A 19,242-nucleotide genomic window follows, 5' to 3' on the forward strand; every position below is an offset into this window, starting at 1 on the left:
TGATGTTCTTGCGCTCGCAGAGATGGACATTCGATCACCCCAGCTCCAGACGCGGATTGGCAAAGGCGTAGGCGACATCGGTCACCAGGTTCGCCAGGAGGAAGGCGGAAGCCCCGATAAGGGAAACACCGATGATTGCCGGGTAGTCCAGCGTCCGTGCGGAATCGACCGCATAGGAGCCGATGCCCGGCCACGCAAAGACCGTTTCCGTCAGAACGGCTCCGGTGATGAGATAGGCGAAGGAATATCCAATGATGGTCAGGGTCGGTATCATGGCGTTCGGAAGTGCGTGGCGTAGAAGGGTCCTTGCCTCACCTGCGCCCTTGGCCCGTGCGGCCAGGATGTAATCCTGCCCCAGGGCATCGAGCATGCTTGCGCGCACCAGCCGCGAGATGATGCCCGTCACCGACCAGCCAAGGACGAAGGCCGGCAGGATGAGATGATGAAGCGCATTCAGAAAGGTGCCGAACTGCCCGGCAATCAGCGCATCGACCGTATACATCCCGGTCACGAAATCCGGCGGGATCGCACGGGCGTCGAGTCGGCCCGGCCCCGGTATGACCCCGAACTTCACGGTGAACAGATAGAGGAACAACAGTCCTGACCAGAAGACCGGCACGGTGGACCCGAACAGGGCCACGAATCGCGCAAGATAATCCGCTGGCCGATCGCGGAACCGCGATGCGAGGACGCCGAGCGCGATGCCGCTCAGCGTACCGAAGAGCATCGCGAATATGACCAGTTCCAGCGTCGCGGGAAGTTTTTCGGCGATATCGGTCAGCACCGGCCGGCGCGTTCGGAAGGATGTCCCGAGATCGCCCGTCACGAGATTCCCGATATAGACGACATACTGTTCGGGCAAGCTCCGATCGAGACCCCATCTTTGCTTGGCGGCGGCAACGACCTCGGGATTGTTCATTTGCCGCTCGCTGACCAGAGCGGAAAGAGGGTCCGCCTGCGTAAAGTGCGACAGAAAGAAAGCGACAGTCGCCACGCCCAACAGCAGCAGGGGGATCGAGATCAATCGTCGAAGGACATATTGGGTCATGGCACTCGGAATTTCCTTGTTATTTTCCCTCGTCGGCCTGCAACCATGCCAGAAACACGGACGAGGAATAGCGAGGGTTTCGAACCCCGCGTCAGGCGCACGGAGCCGATGGTACACATTGGCACGGCTTCGCCAACGATGACGACGTCGATCCCCTTCTCGGGAAGACGATTTAGATCCGAGACAACCAGCGCCCACGCACCGGAGGCCTAAGCCTCCGGTAGGTTCTTGATCGGCGACATCAGGTCCTTACTTGGCCGTGATGTCCGAGAGTACGATATTGCAGCAGGCCGAGAAACGCAGACCGCTGACGCCTTTACGGGAAACGAAAACGGCATCGGGACTGACGATCGGCAGGATCACGCGATCATTCGCCATCATCTCGCCAAGCTTACCGAACAACTTGCTGCTCTCGTCGCCCTTTGCAGACAGGGCTTCGGCAAGAAGTTTCGGCGTTTCCGGATTGGCGAGCGTCGGATCATTCTTGCCGCCGGAACGCTTGTACCAGACGCTGCCGTCCATCATCGCGAAATATTGCGCATATTGCGACGAACCGTAGTAGTCCGGCGCAAAGAAGACAGCCGTCACAGGAATACCGTCCGCGTTGATCTTTTCTCGCCAGACGGAGAATTCGACCGGCTGCAGATCGAGCTTGATGTTGATTTCAGCCAGGTCCTGCTGGACCTTCTGCATCATCAGCGAGTAGTCGACGCCGTATTGATTGACGTTCGGATAGGTCGCGTTCAGCGTGAAGCCATCGGCAACGCCCGCCTCGGCCATCAACTTCTTCGCCTTTTCGACATCGTGCTTGATCGGCTCGCCGACGCCGCCGCCGGGGAAACCGATCGGCAGGGGAGAACTCAGGCGCTTGCCCTTGCCGTCGACGGTCAGATCGATGATCCCGTCATAGTCGATCGCGCTGGCAATCGCCTCACGGATCTTTGCGTCCAGCGGATGCGGCAGGTTCTTCGCACCAGGGCTAACGGCGAGATAGACCATGTTAAAGGACGGCTTGGTCTCGACCACGATATTGGGGTCGGTAATGTCCTTTGCCGTGGTCGGATCGACCTGCATGGCGATGTCGGCGCTGCCGTTTTGCAGCAACTGCGTCTGGCTGACGGCATCCTTGCTCTGAAGGAAGACGAACTCGCCGACCGAGGGCTTCTTCCGCCAGTAATTCTCGTTCCGCTTCAGGCGCAGTTCACTGTTGGGGCTGTAGCTCGACAGAGTATAGGGGCCGGCGCCTGCCGAATTGGCCAGCAGCCACTGTTCGGCGTTGTCCTTGGTGCTTGCGTCCGCATCCGCATCGCCGCCATGGGCCATGACGACGTCGGAATTGATGATGCCCGTATAGGGAGCGGTCAGCGAGCCAACGAATTCCGAATCTGCCACCGAAAGGGTGATGACGACGGTTGCGGCATCGGGCGCGTCGATCGACTTCACATTGTCCAAGAGGTAGGCCATGCCTCCCTTCAAGTTCTTCAGTCGTTCGAGGGTCCATTTGACGTCCTTGGCCTCGACGGGCGAGCCGTCGGAAAACTTGGCGGCAGGATCGAGCTTGAACGTCACGACCTTCTGGTCATCGCTCGTGCTCCACTCTTTCGCAATCATGGGGACCAATTTATTGTCCGGCGAAAGATCGACCAGGCGATCATAGACAGAGCTGAGGTAGATCTGACAGGTGTCGCAGGTTGCTCTGGATGGATCGAGCGAGTTGAGATCCATATCGCGAGCAATGACGACGGGCTTGCCGGCATCCTGCGCAAAACCTGCGATCGGGGCCCCGAAGACCGAGGCAAGAAGCGCCGCAGCGAGCGCAACCGAAGCCGTCCGGCGGCGTGTTTTCCCTAAGGAAATATCCGACCTTACAAATGACATCTAATATTCTCCCGTTCCACCAATGGGGTCCAAGCGCAACAATCTTGCTTGCCTGATGTTGTTTGCGCGCAGGGATAATGGCATCGATCCCAGCGGACGAGATTGACAAATACGAACCATATCGTGCAATTTACGAAGAAGATTATTGCTGTGCGCAACATGTTTGCGACGTCTTTCGGTTGGAAAATGGACGACACCAACAGCCTGGTCAGTACGCTTCCCGCAGGGGCGGAGCGGAAAAAATCGATCGCCGTAATCATCGGTAGAGAACCGTCGCTTCACAGTATTCTCGTCGCCGTCGAACCGTTCCGGGCGGCAAACAGGGTCGGAAAAGCGCACCTCTTCAGCATCGACTTTCTATCCGCCGATCCGGCTGAAGCGCCGACGAGCATGGACATTGCCGTACCGCTGACGACGACCTTGGAGGACACGAGAAAATACGATCTCGTCATACTGATGATAACCTACACGGTTGCCGACGACGCCAAGGGAAAGCTCTTTCGCTGGCTTCGCAGACAGGCGGCGAGCGGCGCGCATCTTTGCGGAATGGATACGGGACCGCTCGTGCTTGCCGAGGCAGGGCTGCTCGATGGCTACACCGCAACCGGCCATTGGACCGGGATGGCCTCGCTGAAAGAACTGTCTCCCGGCAGCAGCATCGTCGAGCAGCTTTATGTGACGGATCGGAACAGGTCGACATGTGCGGGGCAGGCAGCGAGCCTGGATTGCTCGATGTCGCTGCTGAGAAGAATGAGTGGCGATACGCTCTATCATCTCGTTTGCAACGAGTTGGTCTATACGGCGCCCCGTGCACCGGAGACACGTCAGCGAGACATGGTGAACGGGCAGTCCTGGCTGGCCAATCCGACCTTGCTGCGGGCGCAACGCATCATGCAGGAAACGGTTGAAGATCCCCTGGATATGGAGACGGTGGCCGAGCGATGCGGTGTTTCAGCGCGCGAGCTTCAGTATCTTTTTCGACGGTATCTCAATACCAATCCCAAAAAGATGTACATGGCCTTCCGGCTGCAGCATGCAAAAGAACTGCTTCTTTATAGTTCGATGAGCATTCAGGAGACAGGATTGGCGAGCGGTTTTGCGACCCCTTCCGCCTATTACCGTGCATTTCGTGCCGTCTATCAGAAGAGCCCGCAGGAATATCGAAGCGATTTCGCCAAAAATAAGTCTGCCATGTACGGGCGCAATTTGTATTGACGTCACTTGCAGGCACATGATCGGTCTGACCGATGTTGCAACTATGCCGCATCTCGAAGCTTAGTCGAAAATTTCGCCAGATTTGACTTGGCGCGCGGGCACAACCGATCTAGGGTTGATCATCATCAACACGGTTCTAGGGGGTTTTCGATGGCTAATTTTTCCAACTCCCCAGTGGTTTCCGCGACTATCGCCTGAAGCCGTCGGCGTTTTCCAACGCGACAGAACCTGATGGACTAGTGTTAACCTTCCGGTCGATCGTTCCCCACCAAACCATTTCGCGCGGTTTTGCGCGGACATCCATTTCATTATGACGGGGCCGGCGAAAGCCGGATACATCAATGTCTCTTGGATTCAAATCCCGCCGCGGCGGGGCTTTTCGCAGCGTTTTCCGCTATTGCTGGGCTCATTGGAAGCATCAGCCTGGTTGCGCCTCTTTCATGTTGTTCACAGCGATGCTGTCGACACTTGCCGATGTGCTGACACCCCTATTCTCCGGCCGGCTGGTCGATGCCGTGGTGTCGGGCCAGGCGAGCGACGTCACAACGTGGAACGACGCCTTCAACGCCTTCTGTTGGCTGATGGCATTGTCGATCGGCGCCGTCATCTTGCGGCAGGTCACATTCACGGCGATCATTGGCTTCACGCTGAAGTCGATGTCGGAGATCGCAGCGGATTCCTTCTTTCATATTCAACGCTTTTCCAGCGACTGGCATGCCAACAGCTTTGCCGGCTCCACCGTTCGCAAGGTGACTCGCGGCATGTGGGCGCTCGACCTGCTCAACGATACCGTTTTCGTTGCGCTGTTCCCGTCGCTGGTGATGCTCATTGGCTCGACCATTCTGATGACATGGTATTGGCCGGTGATGGGGTTGCTGGTCGGCGTCGGATCCGTGTTGTTCATCGCGTTCACCGCGACCATGGCTTTGCGCTATGTCGCGCCGATGGCCAGCATGGCCAATAGCTGGGATACACGCCTTGGCGGCGCGCTCGCCGATGCCGTGACCTGCAATGCCGTAGTCAAGGCCTTTGGTGCCGAGGACCGGGAAGACAAGCGTCTCTCCTCGGTGATCCGCAAGTGGCAGGATCGCACGGCGCGCACCTGGTCACGGGCGACCCTCAACGGTACCTCGCAGAACGCGCTGCTTACCCTGTTGCGCGGCTGCGTGCTGGGCCTTGCCCTTTGGCTTTGGGCCAATGGCAAGGCCAATGCCGGCGACATCACCTTCGTACTGACGGCTTTCTTCATCCTTCAAGGCTATCTGCGTGAAATCGGCATGCATATCCGCAACCTGCAGCGCTCGGTGAACGACATGGAGGAACTCGTCACCATCCATGCGCAGCCTTTGGGCGTGGAAGACGTTCCGGGCGCGCCAGCCCTCCATGTGAAGGCGGGCCTGATCACGTTCGATCATGTCACCTTTCACTATGGCAACCATCATGCGCCGCTTTACAGGGACTTCTCGGTCACCATCGAACCGGGCGAGCGGGTTGGTCTCGTCGGCCATTCCGGCTCGGGAAAGACGACATTCGTCAAGCTGATCCAGCGCCTGCACGACGTCAACCAGGGCGCTGTGTCGATCGACGGGCAGGATATATCGAAAGTGGCGCAGACATCCCTTCGCCGCCAGATCGCCATCGTGCAGCAGGAACCTATCCTGTTTCACCGCTCGCTGGCCGAAAATATCGCCTATGCGCGGCCGACGGCCACCCAGGCGGAGATCAGGACGGCTGCGCGGCTTGCCAGCGCCCATGATTTCATCGAGGCGTTGCCAAAGGGTTATGCGACGCTCGTCGGCGAACGCGGCATCAAGCTTTCCGGCGGCGAACGGCAACGCATCGCCATCGCCCGCGCATTCCTGGCCGATGCACCGATCCTGATTCTTGACGAAGCGACCTCGAGCCTCGATTCGGAATCGGAGATGCTCATCCAGCAGGCAATGGAGAGGCTGATGGAAGGCCGCACGACACTCGTCATCGCTCACCGGCTGTCGACCGTGCGCGCGCTCGACCGGCTGCTGGTCTTCGAGCATGGACAGATCGCCGAAGAGGGCACCCATGCCAGCCTCATTCGCCGCAAGAGCGGGATCTATCGCGGGCTATTCGAGCGCCAGGCGCTGGAGCTGACAAGGGGCATCGCGAGCTAAGGCCGGTGTTTCCAGGGAGGACAGACAGGTGTTGTCCGCAGTCTCGAAGTGGTGTTCCGGACGGGAATGTCCGGAACGGGCTTTGCGGACCGCGAAAGGACGATGCAGGCTATGGTCTCAAACATCCGTTCACAGGTGCGGAAGGAACGCCCCGGTAATTGCCGCTGCGTGATGCAGAAATCCAATCGATGTCATCAGGCTGTTAATCGGCAGCAATAGAAATCAACCCGGATTGCACAGCTGTGCAAAGAGGGGATCGCGATGAGCCGAGAGCAGTTTCTTACGCTGCATGATGTTACATGCTCGTATGGCTCGGCGGCGATTCTTCGCGACATCAATCTCTCCGTCGGCCGTGGCGAATTCGTTGCTTTGCTCGGCTCCTCGGGATGCGGGAAGACAACGCTGCTTCGCGTGCTGGCTGGTTTTGTCAAACCGTCGGCCGGCGAGGTTCGCGTCGATGATCGCATTGTGACCGACGAGCCACCCAACAAGCGTTGCATGGCGCTGGTATTTCAATCCTATGCGCTCTGGCCGCATATGACGGTTGCGCAAAACATCGGTATGGCCTCAAGCTGAAGCGTGTGCCGCGGCGGGAGATCGACGATCGGGTCGCCGCCATCGAAAGGCTCCTCGGACTGGAGGGGCTGGGTGCCCGCAAGCCGGCGGCACTTTCGGGCGGCCAGCGTCAGCGTGTCGCGCTCGGCCGTGCGCTCGCCGTCAATCCCCAGATCCTGTTGCTCGACGAACCCTTGTCCAATCTCGACGCCCGCATCCGCCTGACCGTGCGCCATGAATTGCGAGTGCTGCAGAAGCGGCTCGGCATCACCGCGATCCATGTCACGCACGACCGCGAAGAGGCGATGGTCATGGCCGACCGCATCGTCATCCTCAATGCCGGCCGCATCGCCCAGCAGGGCACTCCGGAAGACGTCTACAATCGGCCGGCCTCCTCCTTCGTTGCCGCTTTCATGGGCGCGGAAAACGTGCTGTATCTGCAGGGAACCGCCGAGACCGATCGTTTCCTTATTGGCGGGGGGGACAGCCAATCTCGCTGCCGCCGTCCCCCTGCTCGACCGGCCGCTTGTCAGCGGCATCGTTGAGGCCCGGTTCCGCCCCGAGGCGGGCAGGCTCGTTCCGGCTGGCCAAGCGGCGCTTCCCGGCCAGGTCGTCTTCCACGGCGAGGTGACAGCGGTCAGCTATCCCGGCGGCCATTGGCGCCATGCCGTACACCTCGGCGAACACGAAGTCCTGGCCGATGCCGAAAGGGCGTTTGCGCCCGGCGAGAAGGCCGATGTCCATGTCGCCGCCGAATCCCTCTTCCTTTTCAATCCGCCGGACGCAGCGCCGGTCTCCTCCATTTCCCGGGCACCGGCCGGGGAAGTTCACGCCTGATCCTTCAACTCTTGGAGAATTACTCATGAAGAGATTGACTTATGCAGCAATCGCCATCGCTCTTGCCGCCCTCCCCGTGAAGGCCGAGGAGCTAACGGTCGTTACCGCCGGCGACCAGAACATGGTCGACTACATCAACCAGTATCTCGGACCGCTCTTCGAGAAGACCTATCCGGGCAACACGGTTCGCGCCGTCGGCACCGGCCCCGGCGATGCCGGCTCGCAGAAAATCCTGGAGCGTTTCGACGCGCCATGGTCCAGAAGGGCTATCTCGAGAAGTATCGCAGCGATATCGACACCGGCAAGCTCGTCACCCGCGACAATGCCAACAACGCCCTCGGCTCCAACGTCGGCGGTTACGTCATGCCGATGTTCAACAGCCAGACGGCGATCGCCTACAATCCTGCCGTCGTTCCGAATCCGCCGAAGAGCTATGTCGAGCTTGTCGACTGGGTCAAGCAGCATCCCAAGCAGTTCGGCTATAACGGCATCAAGGGTGGCGCATCCGGTGTCAGCTTCGTCATGGGCTGGATCTACGCTTTCGGCGCGGGCGATGCCAACAACCTGATGACCGGCCCGTTCAAGCAGGAAGAAACGACCAAGTGGGGCGATGCCTTCAAGAGCCTCGCCGAGTTCAACAAGAACGTCACGCTGACGCCAGGCAATGCAGGCACGCTCGACATGCTGAACCGCGGCGAGATCGCCATGGGTCCGGTCTGGGTCGACATGTTCTACTCCTGGCAGGCCAACGGCCAGCTGTCGCCCGACCTGAAACTCGTCCTGCCGGCTCCGGGCATGCCCGGCCAGCCGATGCATTACGTCGTTCCGGCCGAGGCCGCCCATAAGGACCTGGCGGAGAAGTTCGTCGCGCTCGCCACCAGCCCTGATGTTCAGGCGAACGGCATCGTCAAGCAGTTCAACTGGTATCCGGGCATCGACGCCAACTTCGTCAAGCCGAAGCTGGACCAGGCGACCTGGAACAAGCTGTTCGTCGACATCACGCCGGACGATCTCGCCACCAAGGGCAAGCCTTTCCCGATCGCTCCGTATAATGATGCGATCCTGGAAGCCTATGAGAAGTCTGTGAAGTAAGAAATCCCTCTTCTTCCCGGGCGGGAAGCAGGTAATCGCACACGAGTAAAAAGACCCCTCCCAACCCTCGCCACAAGGGGGAGGGCTAGCTCGTCGCACCGCCGAAACCTCAAGTGAGGACGAGCGGTTGCCGCGAGTCTTCTCCCCCCCATGCGGGGGAGATGGCCGGTAGGCCAGAAGGGGTCTTTTTCTCCAAATGATTGCCCGATCCCCCGGCGGGAAGAAGAGACAACCGTCATTGCTGTCGCTTCGAGTTCGAACGCCATGTCCAAACGTCTTCTCGCTCTCCTGCTCGTGCTGCCCGCGCTGGCGGTGATCGGGCTGTTGTTCATCCTGCCGCTGGTCATGTCAGCGGTCGGCGCCTTTGAAGTCGAGGGTGGATATGGCCTTGGCAATTTCTACAAGACCTTTGATCTCTATACCGACGACATCGTCTTCTCGATGCTGATCGTCGGCCTCTCGACCATACTGATCGGGCTCGCCTCGATCGCCATCGGTGGCTATCTGACGCTCGGCGAGCATCCGGTCGCCGTCGCAATCCTGCGCTGGCTCTATCGCTGGCCGATGTTCGTCCCCTTCATTGTCGTCGGTCAGATCCTGCGCACGTTCCTTGCCAAGAACGGCATGATGAACAATGTTGCGATCAGCCTCGGCCTGATGACGCCGCTCGATGCCGTCAGCCTGCTCGACTGGCGCGGTATCGTCATCGCCTTCGTCTGGAAGCAGACGCCCTTCGTGGCATTGCTGGTGGCCGGCGCCATGGCCTCGATCAACCGCGACACGATCGAGGCGGCGCGCAATCTCGGCGCCTCGCGCCTGCGGTTGCTCTTCGAGATCGTCGTGCCGCAGGTCGCCGTGACGCTGACGGTCGGCCTCATCCTCTCTTTCGTGACGATGATGTCGGTTCTGTCCGTACCGCTGATGATCAATGCGCAGTCACCGACCATGCTGACCGCCGACATCGCGTTTCGCATCAACACCTATGGCGATTACGGCGTCGCCAATGCGCTCGGCCTCGTCTCGCTGGTGCTCGCCTCGTCGGTCGCCTGGATCTATCTCCGCCAGAACATCAAGGAGCGCACATGATGGTATCGGCTTCACCCACCAGCGTGCCGCAATGGCGCCCGGCCGTTCTTTGGTGGCTTCCGCGTGGCATCATCTTCGGCCTGATGGCCTTCTTCATCTTCGGTCCGATCGCCAACATGCTGCTGTGGACCGTGGCGGAGAAGTGGTATTTCCCGCATAACCTGCCGCTGCAATATGGCTTCAGCTATTGGACGCGCGTGTTCGCGCCGCGTGGCGGGGCAGTGGAATCGCTCACCAATTCCCTGATCGTTGCGCTGCTGACGGTGGTCGTCTCGCTGTTGCTTGCCATTCCTGCCGGCTATGCGCTGGCACGAGTGAAGCTGCCGCTGCGCGGCCTTATCCTTCTCGCTTTCCTTATCCCGCAGGCCTTTCCCAATTTGACGGTTTACGTCAACGTCGCGCGTATCTTTTACGAAATTCGTCTGAATGGCACGATCCCTGGCGTGGTGCTGGTGCATGTGTCGCATGGCCTAGTCTATGCAGTGTGGATCGCGACCGCGGCCTTTTCCGCGGTCGACCAGGAACTCGAGCAGGCGGCACGCTCGCTTGGCGCCGGCGCCTTGCGTGCTTTCCTCGATGTGACCCTCCCGCTCGCCGCACCGGGCCTGATGGCGAGCGCGATCTTCGTCTTCCTGGAAAGTCTCGACGAATTCACCGGCAGCTATTTCGTCGGCGCGCCCGACGTCAATATGCTGCCGCTGCTGCTCTACACCGCCGGTGCCGGCGGCAACTACCAGATCGCCTCGATCACGGCCCTCCTGTTGCTGGTCCCATCCATCGCCTTTATGTTGATCGTCGAACGATTCCTGAAGGCCGATGTGCTCTCCAGGGTCGGGCATTGACGGAACGGGAATGACCGACGACGCGACGAATTCCATCAAGCCGACGCGCCGGGAGCGCATGCGATTTGTCAGCGCCGAACAGGTGGCGCGTCTCGCCGGCGTATCCCGTTCGGCGGTTTCGCGTACCTTCACGCCGGGTGCCAGCGTCGCGCCCGCAACCCGCGAGAAGGTGCTGCGCGCCGCCGATATGCTCGGTTATCATGTCAATGATCTCGCGCGCGGCGTGCTTGCCAACCAGAGCCGTCTTGTCGGCATCGTTGCAACGCGCCCGGAAGTCGGTTTCCGCGCGCATCTGGTGGCCGCCCTTACGAAGTCGCTGATCCAGCGAGGCAGCGTCCCGATCTTGATCAACACGGGGCAGACCGAAGAAGAGATGCTCGCGGCCCAGAAGATATTGATCGGCCATCGTGCTGAGGCGACGATCATTCTTTCCGGCTCCCCGCCCGCGAGCTTTTTCGAACTGGCACATCGCAATGGCCAGCCATTGGTGGTGATCGGACGTTCGGAACCGGGGGCTGACCATGTGCGCGCCGGCAATTCGGAGGCGTCTCGCAAGGCGGCAGAAGCCTTTTTTCGGCAGGGACGTCGGCGATTGGCCGTCGCCGGCTCTCTGTCCGGCACGCCGAGTATTGCCGAGCGCGAGACGGCCTTCACAACTGCGGGGCGTGAACTCGGCCTTGAGGTCTCGCTCGGCCGTGGCGCCGATTCCGACTACGAAGGTGGCGTAAGCGCTGCTCGTCTTCTGTTTTCAAAGCAGCCGTGCCCTGACGCCGTCTTTTGCGCCAACGACCAGATCGCATTCGGCCTGATGGATTTCGTGCGCGCGAAAGTCGGATTGCGCATTCCCGAAGATGTGGCCGTTATCGGCTTTGACGACGTTCCTGAAGCCGGCTGGCTCAGCTACCGGCTAACCACCTTTCGCCAGGATCCGCAGATCATGGCTCAATGCGCAGTGGAGCTTGTCGAGCGGCGCTTGATGGATCCCGATCTGCCGCCAGCCAATGAGCGTGTCGTCCCCGCCCTCGTTAGCCGCGGCAGCTTTGTAACGGCAGAGGGAGAGCTCGGCTAGGTCCCAGACCAATCGACGGAGGGGCGGGCACAATCGTTCAAGCAGCTGGCGGCTTTCCTCGCGCCCTCTGATGCCCGGCCGCCTTCGCCTCTGCAGCGACGCGCACGCCTGCTGGGGTAGTCACGGAAGCGCGTTTGACGAGTGAGCATTCCAGCTTCGTGATCGGGTAGCGGCGCTCCCGTTGCGAAGTCGAGGTATCGAGATGTTCGATCGCCCATTGCCCCATTGCCAGATGCGGGAGGATCGATGTCGTGAGCGGCGGGACGAGATGGCGGGAGATTTCCTCGTCGTCATAGCCGACCACGGACATGTCTTCGGGTATGCGCAGGCCCGCTTCCTTCAGCGCTTCGTAGCATCCGATGGCGGTACGGTCGTTCTGGCAGAAGATCGCGGTTGGAGGATCGGCAAGGGCAAGCAGCTTCATCGTCGCCGAGTAGCCGGCGCTGGCCGACCAGTCGCCCTCGATGACCAATTCCGGATCGAAGGGAATATCGGCCGTGGCGAGCGCCCGGCGATAGCCGGTCAAGCGATCCTGTGCTGCCTGCATCCAGGGTTCGCCCGTTATCGTCGCGATCCGATGATGACCATGCGCGATCAGATGTTTGGTGGAGGTCTGGCCGCCGGCGATTTCGCTTGGGACGACGGCGGGAAAGGCATAGTCGGCCGTATAGCAATTGAGCAGGATGATCGGAATATTGAGGTCCTGGAAATAGTCCGGCATCTCCACCTCGCGGGTGAAGATCGTCATGTAGATCAGAGCCGAAATACCACTGCTGGTGAGCGCCTTGATCGCACGCGGCTCCATGACGGGATCGCTCATGGTCTGGGCAACGAGCAGCACGTTTCCGGCATTCCAGGACGCCTGGCGTGCGCCCTCGATGGCAACGACCGCTTCGGGGCTTGTGGCGAGCTGATCCACCGCAAAGCCAATGATGCCGTCGAGCTTTGAGGCGGTGACCAACCCCGGCGGCGTAGAAAAGACGGGGGCGACATAGCCAAGCTGGCGGGCTGCTTCGGTGACCCGGTCGCGGGTCTGCTGCGAGAGACGCATGCCGGGTGTGTTGTTGAGCACGAACGAAACGGCGGCCTGCGAGCATCCAGCCGCCTTGGCGATATCCGTCATGGTGACCCTGTTGCCGAGACGCCGACCTCGCCTCCTCGGTTCCCTGCCGTCCTCCGGCTCGCGGTCACTGTTCGCGGCAATTGTCCTTCTCATCAAACTATCTCATCCCCTCGGGCGAAAGCCTCGCGGCTCGCGCCGCCCTCCATAGCGCTAATTTTTATTAGCATTATTCGCAAGACATCGGCAACCACTGCCGAAATAAACGGCAAAAATTGAGGAATTTTAACACATTTCTCAAAATTCACTAAATTATGATGCAATTTCAATAATATGATTATTTGCAAAAATCTCGTATTCCGAAGCTGCTAATTCTATTTACTAATCAAAATTAGTCGTATAGCGTTGCTTCCGTGATTGGACGTTGCGCTTCATCTCGCTTTGCGAGAGACCCTAGGAGGGGGTTCGCACGACGGTTGATCGCGAATTCGCAACTGGACCCCTGGAGACGGGTCTATGGGAGGGACTATCATGAGACATGCATTGCGTGGTGCTGCCGTTTTTGCGGCGGGGTTGATGCTGGCTACCGCGATGTCGACAGCCTCTTACGCTGCCGACAAGCCGACGCTGGCCTTCGTGGTCAACGGTGCTTCGGACTTCTGGAAGGCCGCTGAAGCCGGCGTCAAGAAGGCGCAGGCAGAACTTCCGGACTTCGATCTGGAACTGAAGTATCCCGAACAGTCCTCCGTTGCGATCCAGCAGCGACTGATGGAAGACCTGGTTTCAGCAGGCGTCAAGGGCATCATGGTTTCGGCCGTAGATCCCAAGACCTCGACGGATGGTCTCAACAAGATCGCCTCCGAAACCGCGCTCTTCACGACGGACAGCGATGCGCCGAATACCAACCGTATCGCCTATATCGGCTCCTCGAACGTCGATGCCGGCAAGCAGGCGGCTGAGATCGCCAAGAAGGCGATGCCGAACGGTGGCAAGTGCATCGGCTTTGTCGGTCTGCTCGGCGCCGACAATGCCAAGGAACGCATCCAGGGCATGAAGGACGGCATCGCCGGAACGAAGATCGAACTGACGGATGTGCGCGGCGACGATATTGACCAGACTCGCGCCAAGAAGAATGTCGAGGACGCGCTCGTCGCCAATCCTGATGTCACCTGCATGGTCGGCTTCTATTCCTACAACACACCGAGAATCTACGAAGCGCTGCACGAAGCCGGCAAGCTCGGCCAGATCACCGTTGTCGGTTTCGATGACGATCCGATCACGCTCGGCGGCGTCAAGGAAGGCACGATCGCCGGCACGGTCGTGCAGCAGCCATTCCTCTGGGCCTATCAGGGCATGAAGATGATGGCTGCCTACACCAAGGGCGACAAGTCGGCCATCCCGGCCAACAAGCTGCAGATCATCCCAACCGTGATCATCGGCAAGGACGATGTCGACAAGTATGCTGCCAATCTGAAGGCAATGGCCGGCAAATAAATGCGGCAAAGGAACAGCGTCGGCTTCAAGCCCCGGCGCTGTTTCATGTGTCGATTGCCGCCAGGTGCCCAGATCGTGCCGATAGCCCTGCAGGCTGTGGATCCGTCATGAACGAACTTTCCGATACCTTGGCTTCGGCCGAAGCTGCATCGCCGTTCCTCAGCCTTTCCGGGGTCGGCAAGACCTATCCGGGCGTGGTCGCGCTCGACGGCTTTTCCATGGAGATCAGTCCCGGCGAAGTGATCGGCCTCGTCGGCGAGAACGGCGCCGGCAAATCGACTCTGATGAAGATCCTCGGTGGCGTCGTGAAGCCGGATCGGGGAAAAATCACGATCGACGGTGCGGAGCACGCCGCGCTGACGGTCGAAAGCAGCCTGGGTTCGGGGATCGCCTTCGTTCACCAGGAGCTCAATCTTTTCGAAAATCTGGATGTTGCAGCCAATATCTTTCTCGGCCGCGAGCCGTTGCGTGCAGGGCCGCTGAAGCTCGTCGATCGCGCCCGCCTGCGCCAACTGGTCGCCCCTTTGCTGAAGCGCGTTGGCGCGAATTTCTCGGCCGATACGCCGGTCGCATCGCTATCGCTTGCCCAGCAACAGATGGTCGAGATCGCCAAGGCGCTCTCCATCAATGCGCGCCTTGTCATTCTCGACGAACCCACCTCCAGCCTGCCGCTGGCCGAGACGGAAAAATTGCTGGCCGTCATCGATGCGCTGAAAGCCGAGGGCATCAGCGTCATCTTCATCTCCCATCGGCTGCATGAAATCGAGCGCGTCGCCGACCGCGTTCTTGTGCTTCGTGACGGCAATCTCGTCGGCACGCTGCAAAAGAGCGACATCAACCACGACCGCATGGTCAAGCTTATGATCGGCCGCGCGCTCGCGGCGCGCAATGTGGAGGCGAGCCGAGCACCGGGCAAGACGGCGCTGAAGATCTCCGGCCTCAGGACCGCGGCCTATCCCGGCCATTCGGTCAATCTTGACATCAGATATGGTGAAATTCTGGGCCTCGCCGGCCTCGTCGGATCGGGCCGGACGGAGCTTGCCCGCGTGCTCTTCGGCATCGACAGGAGCTACGGCGGCACGACTGAAATGGACGGAAAGGACATAAAGCTGACCTCGGCGACAAAGGCGGTCGCATCCGGCATCTTCCTCGTGCCCGAGGATCGCAAGCTCAGCGGCATTCTTCTCGATCTGCCGATCGCCCAGAACATCTCCCTGCCCAACCTTCCCGCTCATGCCAGCCGGTTCCTCGTGTCTTCGGAGCGGGAGACTGCGGCCGCCGAAGTCCAGCGCAAGCGGCTCTCCATCAAGGCACCCTCGGTCGGAACCCGCACCGGCACGCTCTCGGGCGGCAATCAGCAAAAGGTCGTTTTGGCAAAATGGCTGGCGATGAACCCCAAGGTTATGATCTTCGATGAACCCACACGGGGTATCGACATCGGCGCCAAGAGCGAGATCTATACGCTGATGCGCAATCTCGCGGATGTTGGCGTGGCGATCCTGATGATCTCCAGCGACATGGAGGAGGTCATCGGCGTCTCCGATCGCATCGCGGTTATGCATGAGGGGCAGATATCAGGCATTCTGGATAAGGACGACTTCAGCCAGGAGAACGTGCTTCTGCTGGCCGTCGGCAAAGCGATACACTAACGGCCGCGGCCAAATCGAATGGATATCCGATGAGTAAGAAAGATTTGGGACTGCTCCTGTTGATCATCGTCGTCGGCATCGTCGTGACGCTCATCAATCCGCGCTTTCTGCTGCCGATCAACCTTGCCAACACGTCGAACCTCATCGGCCTTTTCGGGATATTGTCGATCGGCCAGGCCTTCGTCATCATCACCGGCGGCATCGAACTCTCCGTCGGCTCGATGGTGGCCCTGCTCGGCGTGCTGTTCATCGATTTCGTCGCCAATCAGAACATGCCGTGGGCGCAGGCGCTTGTGGTTATCCTCGCGCTTGGCGGCGTGCTCGGCGCGATCCACGGCTGGCTCATTACCCGGCTCAATCTTCAGCCCTTCGTCGTGACGCTGTGCGGCCTGTTGATCTATCGCGGTGCTGCGCGGTTCTACACAGCTGATGGCACCGCCGGCTTCGCCTTCGGCCAGAATTTCCCTTCTTTGGAATTCCTGACCGCCGGCCGGCCATACGGCATTCCCAACACATTTATTGCGCTGCTGATCATCGCGATTGTTATGTGGGTCGTGCTGCATCGCTCCGTCTTCGGCCGCTATCTCTATGCCATTGGCAAGAACGAGGAGGCTGCCAAATATTCCGGTATCCGCACCGGAAAGATGGTGACGATCGCTTATATCATCTGCGGTGTGCTGACGGCGCTCTCGGCCATCTTTTTTGCCATGTACACCCGCTCGATCTCGCCGGCGAGCCACGCTCAATTCTACGAACTCTATGCGATCGCCGCGGCCGTGCTCGGCGGATTTTCGCTGCGCGGCGGCGAAGGCTCGCTGATTGGCGTCATCCTCGGTACGGTTCTGCTGCAGGAACTGCAGAACCTCGTCAACCTGCTCGGCATTCCTTCGTCGCTCAACTTTGCCGTCATGGGCGGCGTCATCCTGATCGGCGTACTCATCGACCAGCAATGGAACGCGATCCGCGCGCAGCGCCGGCTGGTTTCGGCAGCTCGGCAACAGGATGCCCGGGCGCCCGCTGAATAACAGCGGGCAACGCTCTAAGCTTTATCGGCAATCATGCTACTGGCCGCAGCAATGGCGCGCGCGATCGGTGCTCGTCGGTAATCCCAGATCGGTTCATCCGGTGGCGGCATGATGATCATGGTGGCATTGGCTTCGAAGAAGAGCAGATCGCCATTCTCGTCGATCGCAAAGTCTATGCCGCCGTAGTCAAGGCCAAGAGTGGTCTGTATGCTCTCCAGAGCCTCCATTGCCCCTTGTCCGATCGCCGCCGGCATATCGGCGAGAAAGGCTGCCTCTTCGTCGCGGTAACGCTGATGCTTGGCCATGTCAGCGGTGAAATAGTGCACCATCCAGTCGCGTGAAATCGCCAGATGCAGCGGGACGAGTTCGCCGCCGATCATCATCACCCGGTATTTGCGCGCCTGCCCTTCCGCGTCTCGGGCATCGAGATACTCGATCGCCAGCAGATGTTCGCCCGGCAGCTCGGCGAGAGCCGCATCCAGATCGGCGCCGCAGTCAACTTTTCGGAAGTATCGTCCAGTGTGATAGCCTGGGCTGCGCAGCAGCAGGGGATAGCCGAAGATTTCAGCCTGTTCCGGCACCTGAGCGTGTTTGACCAGCACCATGCGGGGTGCCCTGACATGCGGCAGGTTCCTCACGCGGTTGGCATTGGAAATTCGGTCCGTCCCACGAACGCGATCCGGCGGATTGACAACGGGGGCTTTACCCAAAGCCAGGACGCGGTCGGCCGCATCGAGTGCGGCCTGACAGATGTCGGCATCGCCGATGGCGTTGAAGATGACCTGATGCGGCGGAAGCGGTGTTGCCGTGTCGAAGCCTTCGACGACAAGCATAGAGACCGCGAACAGCTTGTCGCTGAGCACGAAGCGCGTCGGGATATTTCCGCCGACGGCCGACACCAGAACGAGCACCTGGCACGGCACACCTTCGCCTCGATAGGGCTGAAAGGTCAGCTCGGCGGGCCGATAGCTTTTCTGCCGATGGTCTTCAGCAGCTTCCCAATCACCGAGATTCTGCAGGAGATGGGCCATGCTGCGATGGACGTCGGGATGATCGGGAGCGAGACGAAGCGCGACTTCGAGTTCGGCGCCCGCCTCGGTGTATTCACCATTTGCGATCAGGGAATTGGCATAGTTGACACGGCCGATGACATTGTCCGGGTGCCGCCTCACTGCTTCAGCATAGGCAAGACGCGCGGCGCTGCGAAAATCGGTCTTCTCGAGAAGATTGCCGAGGTCGTTGAGGGCTCCAAAATGATTGATATCCACGGCAAGGATCGCCAGGTAACCCTGCTTCGCCTCGTCATATCGACCATTGGCCGCCAATAAGGTGGCCTCGCGGAACATCAGGGCTATGTCCGGCCGATCCCCGGTCGTTTCAATATCCGCGGGAAAAGTCTCTGACGTCACGCCACACTCCATCCGGCCGATCGCCACTCATGTCGACCGCCGATTTTTCTTATACTGTCGCCGCTCACAGATCGCCGCGCCGGATGACAAACTGCACCCGCTCTCCTGCGTAGCGGGTTTCGTGGTAGACGATCGGCCGTCCTTCCAGATCGATGTCGACGCTCTCCACGAACAACACCGGCGATGAATCCGACTGTTTCAGATGTTTCACATCCTCCGGCGATGGCATCCTGGCAGTGCAGCGCGTTACGTCGCGTCGGTAATCGGTCACGCCGTAGTGCGCCAAAGCCTTGGTCATCGAGTAATTTTCCCGGTATCTCTCCCCGAAACCCGGAAACCGCTCGGCGGAAAGATAGGTCTCGGCCACGGAAATCGGGATGTCGTCGGCTTCGCCGATCAATGAGATAAAAACGGCGAGGTCGCCTTCGGCCATGTTCAGCGTCTCGGCCGCCTTGCCGTGGGCCGGCCGTTCGTCGACGACGATGAGCGTGTGGGCCGGTTCGCGGCCCTGTGCTGCGACATTGGTGCTAAAGCGCGTCCGCTCGCCGATTTCATAGTCCAGCATCTCCGGAACGACATAGGAGCCGCCGCCCTTCCGCTTGAACAGCAGGCCCCGCTGCACCAGAGCTGCGATCGCTTGGCGCGCCGTATGCCGATTGACGCCGAATTCCTCGGCGAGATCGAACTCCGATGGAAGCCGGCCGTTTCCCTTGAAACGCCCGTCCTTCACCTGTTGTAAGAGAGCCGCCTCGATCTGTTTCCATAGCGGCCCGTCTCGCCCGTCATGCCGCACCTGTTCCGCTGCCATTCCTGCACCCGTCATTCTCTGGTCGACT

The 19,242-nt window shown here is 60.0% G+C and carries 17 protein-coding genes; 12 read left to right on the forward strand and 5 right to left on the reverse strand.

Features of this window, described 5'->3' with window-relative positions:
• Positions 1–34: 34 nt before the first annotated feature.
• The gene (locus EV561_RS15175) at positions 35–1,048 is read right to left on the reverse strand and encodes an ABC transporter permease (protein ID WP_132522851.1); all 1,014 of its coding nucleotides are present in this window, start codon (positions 1,046–1,048) and stop codon (positions 35–37) included.
• Between the two features lie 249 nt (positions 1,049–1,297).
• Positions 1,298–2,926, reverse strand: a complete 1,629-nt coding sequence (locus EV561_RS15180; RefSeq protein ID WP_132522853.1) for an ABC transporter substrate-binding protein — start codon at positions 2,924–2,926, stop codon at positions 1,298–1,300.
• A gap of 123 nt (positions 2,927–3,049) precedes the next feature.
• Between EV561_RS15180 and EV561_RS15185 the strand changes: the two genes are divergently transcribed.
• The 9 genes from EV561_RS15185 to EV561_RS15215 all read left to right on the forward strand — a co-directional run bounded on the left by EV561_RS15185 (position 3,050) and on the right by EV561_RS15215 (position 11,769).
• Positions 3,050–4,141, forward strand: a complete 1,092-nt coding sequence (locus EV561_RS15185) for a helix-turn-helix domain-containing protein (protein WP_207910539.1) — start codon at positions 3,050–3,052, stop codon at positions 4,139–4,141.
• Positions 4,142–4,482: 341 nt separating this feature from the next.
• Positions 4,483–6,288: an ABC transporter ATP-binding protein gene (locus EV561_RS15190; protein ID WP_132522857.1), complete on the forward strand. Its 1,806-nt coding sequence runs from the start codon at positions 4,483–4,485 to the stop codon at positions 6,286–6,288.
• A gap of 261 nt (positions 6,289–6,549) precedes the next feature.
• Positions 6,550–6,864: an ATP-binding cassette domain-containing protein gene (locus EV561_RS38395; RefSeq protein ID WP_281025526.1), complete on the forward strand. Its 315-nt coding sequence runs from the start codon at positions 6,550–6,552 to the stop codon at positions 6,862–6,864.
• A 5-nt stretch (positions 6,865–6,869) separates the two neighbouring features.
• On the forward strand, positions 6,870–7,388 hold the full coding sequence (locus tag EV561_RS38400) for an ABC transporter ATP-binding protein (RefSeq protein WP_281025527.1): 519 nt from the start codon (positions 6,870–6,872) through the stop codon (positions 7,386–7,388).
• Positions 7,315–7,680, forward strand: coding sequence for a TOBE domain-containing protein (locus EV561_RS37860; protein ID WP_245512675.1), 366 nt, complete (start codon positions 7,315–7,317; stop codon positions 7,678–7,680). The genes EV561_RS38400 and EV561_RS37860 overlap by 74 nt, the downstream gene beginning before the upstream one ends.
• Before the next feature lie 252 nt (positions 7,681–7,932).
• The gene (locus EV561_RS15200; RefSeq protein ID WP_245512676.1) at positions 7,933–8,772 is read left to right on the forward strand and encodes an extracellular solute-binding protein; all 840 of its coding nucleotides are present in this window, start codon (positions 7,933–7,935) and stop codon (positions 8,770–8,772) included.
• A gap of 264 nt (positions 8,773–9,036) precedes the next feature.
• Positions 9,037–9,858, forward strand: a complete 822-nt coding sequence (locus EV561_RS15205) for an ABC transporter permease subunit (protein ID WP_132522859.1) — start codon at positions 9,037–9,039, stop codon at positions 9,856–9,858.
• Positions 9,855–10,700, forward strand: a complete 846-nt coding sequence (locus tag EV561_RS15210) for an ABC transporter permease subunit (protein WP_245512677.1) — start codon at positions 9,855–9,857, stop codon at positions 10,698–10,700. Before EV561_RS15205 ends, EV561_RS15210 begins: the two co-directional genes overlap by 4 nt.
• 10 nt (positions 10,701–10,710) lie before the next feature.
• A complete protein-coding gene (locus tag EV561_RS15215; RefSeq protein WP_132522861.1) occupies positions 10,711–11,769 on the forward strand; it encodes a LacI family DNA-binding transcriptional regulator in 1,059 nt (352 codons plus the stop codon).
• Positions 11,770–11,806: 37 nt separating this feature from the next.
• On the opposite strand, the gene EV561_RS15220 is transcribed toward EV561_RS15215, so the two are convergent.
• Positions 11,807–12,892: a LacI family DNA-binding transcriptional regulator gene (locus tag EV561_RS15220; protein ID WP_245512689.1), complete on the reverse strand. Its 1,086-nt coding sequence runs from the start codon at positions 12,890–12,892 to the stop codon at positions 11,807–11,809.
• A gap of 468 nt (positions 12,893–13,360) precedes the next feature.
• On the opposite strand from EV561_RS15220, the gene EV561_RS15225 reads away from it, so the two are divergent.
• The 3 genes from EV561_RS15225 to EV561_RS15235 all read left to right on the forward strand — a co-directional run bounded on the left by EV561_RS15225 (position 13,361) and on the right by EV561_RS15235 (position 16,997).
• A complete protein-coding gene (locus EV561_RS15225; protein WP_132522865.1) occupies positions 13,361–14,323 on the forward strand; it encodes a sugar-binding protein in 963 nt (320 codons plus the stop codon).
• Positions 14,324–14,430: 107 nt separating this feature from the next.
• On the forward strand, positions 14,431–15,972 hold the full coding sequence (locus EV561_RS15230; RefSeq protein ID WP_132522867.1) for a sugar ABC transporter ATP-binding protein: 1,542 nt from the start codon (positions 14,431–14,433) through the stop codon (positions 15,970–15,972).
• A gap of 29 nt (positions 15,973–16,001) precedes the next feature.
• The gene (locus tag EV561_RS15235; protein WP_132522869.1) at positions 16,002–16,997 is read left to right on the forward strand and encodes an ABC transporter permease; all 996 of its coding nucleotides are present in this window, start codon (positions 16,002–16,004) and stop codon (positions 16,995–16,997) included.
• Positions 16,998–17,011: 14 nt separating this feature from the next.
• Here the strand turns inward: EV561_RS15235 and EV561_RS15240 are convergent, their stop codons facing one another.
• Both EV561_RS15240 and phnF read right to left on the reverse strand, forming a co-directional pair.
• Positions 17,012–18,406, reverse strand: a complete 1,395-nt coding sequence (locus EV561_RS15240) for a tetratricopeptide repeat protein (RefSeq protein ID WP_165927811.1) — start codon at positions 18,404–18,406, stop codon at positions 17,012–17,014.
• A gap of 64 nt (positions 18,407–18,470) precedes the next feature.
• Entirely contained in the window at positions 18,471–19,214 is a 744-nt protein-coding gene (phnF, locus tag EV561_RS15245) for a phosphonate metabolism transcriptional regulator PhnF (RefSeq protein ID WP_165927812.1), read from the reverse strand.
• Between the last annotated feature and the right edge of the window lie 28 nt (positions 19,215–19,242).

Origin of the sequence: Rhizobium sp. BK376, assembly GCF_004341625.1 — a bacterium.
In the GTDB taxonomy this organism is placed as follows: Bacteria; Pseudomonadota; Alphaproteobacteria; order Rhizobiales; family Rhizobiaceae; genus Rhizobium.

What these genes read in the sequence shown, in the direction of transcription:
- phnF (WP_165927812.1), bottom strand. Translation starts at nt 19,214, where the DNA reads ATGGCAGCGGAACAGGTGCGGCATGACGGGCGAGACGGGCCGCTATGG.
- EV561_RS15210 (WP_245512677.1), top strand. Translation starts at nt 9,855, where the DNA reads ATGATGGTATCGGCTTCACCCACCAGCGTGCCGCAATGGCGCCCGGCC.
- EV561_RS15225 (WP_132522865.1), top strand. Translation starts at nt 13,361, where the DNA reads ATGAGACATGCATTGCGTGGTGCTGCCGTTTTTGCGGCGGGGTTGATG.
- EV561_RS15190 (WP_132522857.1), top strand. Translation starts at nt 4,483, where the DNA reads ATGTCTCTTGGATTCAAATCCCGCCGCGGCGGGGCTTTTCGCAGCGTT.
- EV561_RS15205 (WP_132522859.1), top strand. Translation starts at nt 9,037, where the DNA reads ATGTCCAAACGTCTTCTCGCTCTCCTGCTCGTGCTGCCCGCGCTGGCG.
- EV561_RS15180 (WP_132522853.1), bottom strand. Translation starts at nt 2,926, where the DNA reads ATGTCATTTGTAAGGTCGGATATTTCCTTAGGGAAAACACGCCGCCGG.
- EV561_RS15175 (WP_132522851.1), bottom strand. Translation starts at nt 1,048, where the DNA reads ATGACCCAATATGTCCTTCGACGATTGATCTCGATCCCCCTGCTGCTG.
- EV561_RS15215 (WP_132522861.1), top strand. Translation starts at nt 10,711, where the DNA reads ATGACCGACGACGCGACGAATTCCATCAAGCCGACGCGCCGGGAGCGC.
- EV561_RS38395 (WP_281025526.1), top strand. Translation starts at nt 6,550, where the DNA reads ATGAGCCGAGAGCAGTTTCTTACGCTGCATGATGTTACATGCTCGTAT.
- EV561_RS15220 (WP_245512689.1), bottom strand. Translation starts at nt 12,892, where the DNA reads ATGACGGATATCGCCAAGGCGGCTGGATGCTCGCAGGCCGCCGTTTCG.
- EV561_RS15230 (WP_132522867.1), top strand. Translation starts at nt 14,431, where the DNA reads ATGAACGAACTTTCCGATACCTTGGCTTCGGCCGAAGCTGCATCGCCG.
- EV561_RS15200 (WP_245512676.1), top strand. Translation starts at nt 7,933, where the DNA reads ATGGTCCAGAAGGGCTATCTCGAGAAGTATCGCAGCGATATCGACACC.
- EV561_RS15235 (WP_132522869.1), top strand. Translation starts at nt 16,002, where the DNA reads ATGAGTAAGAAAGATTTGGGACTGCTCCTGTTGATCATCGTCGTCGGC.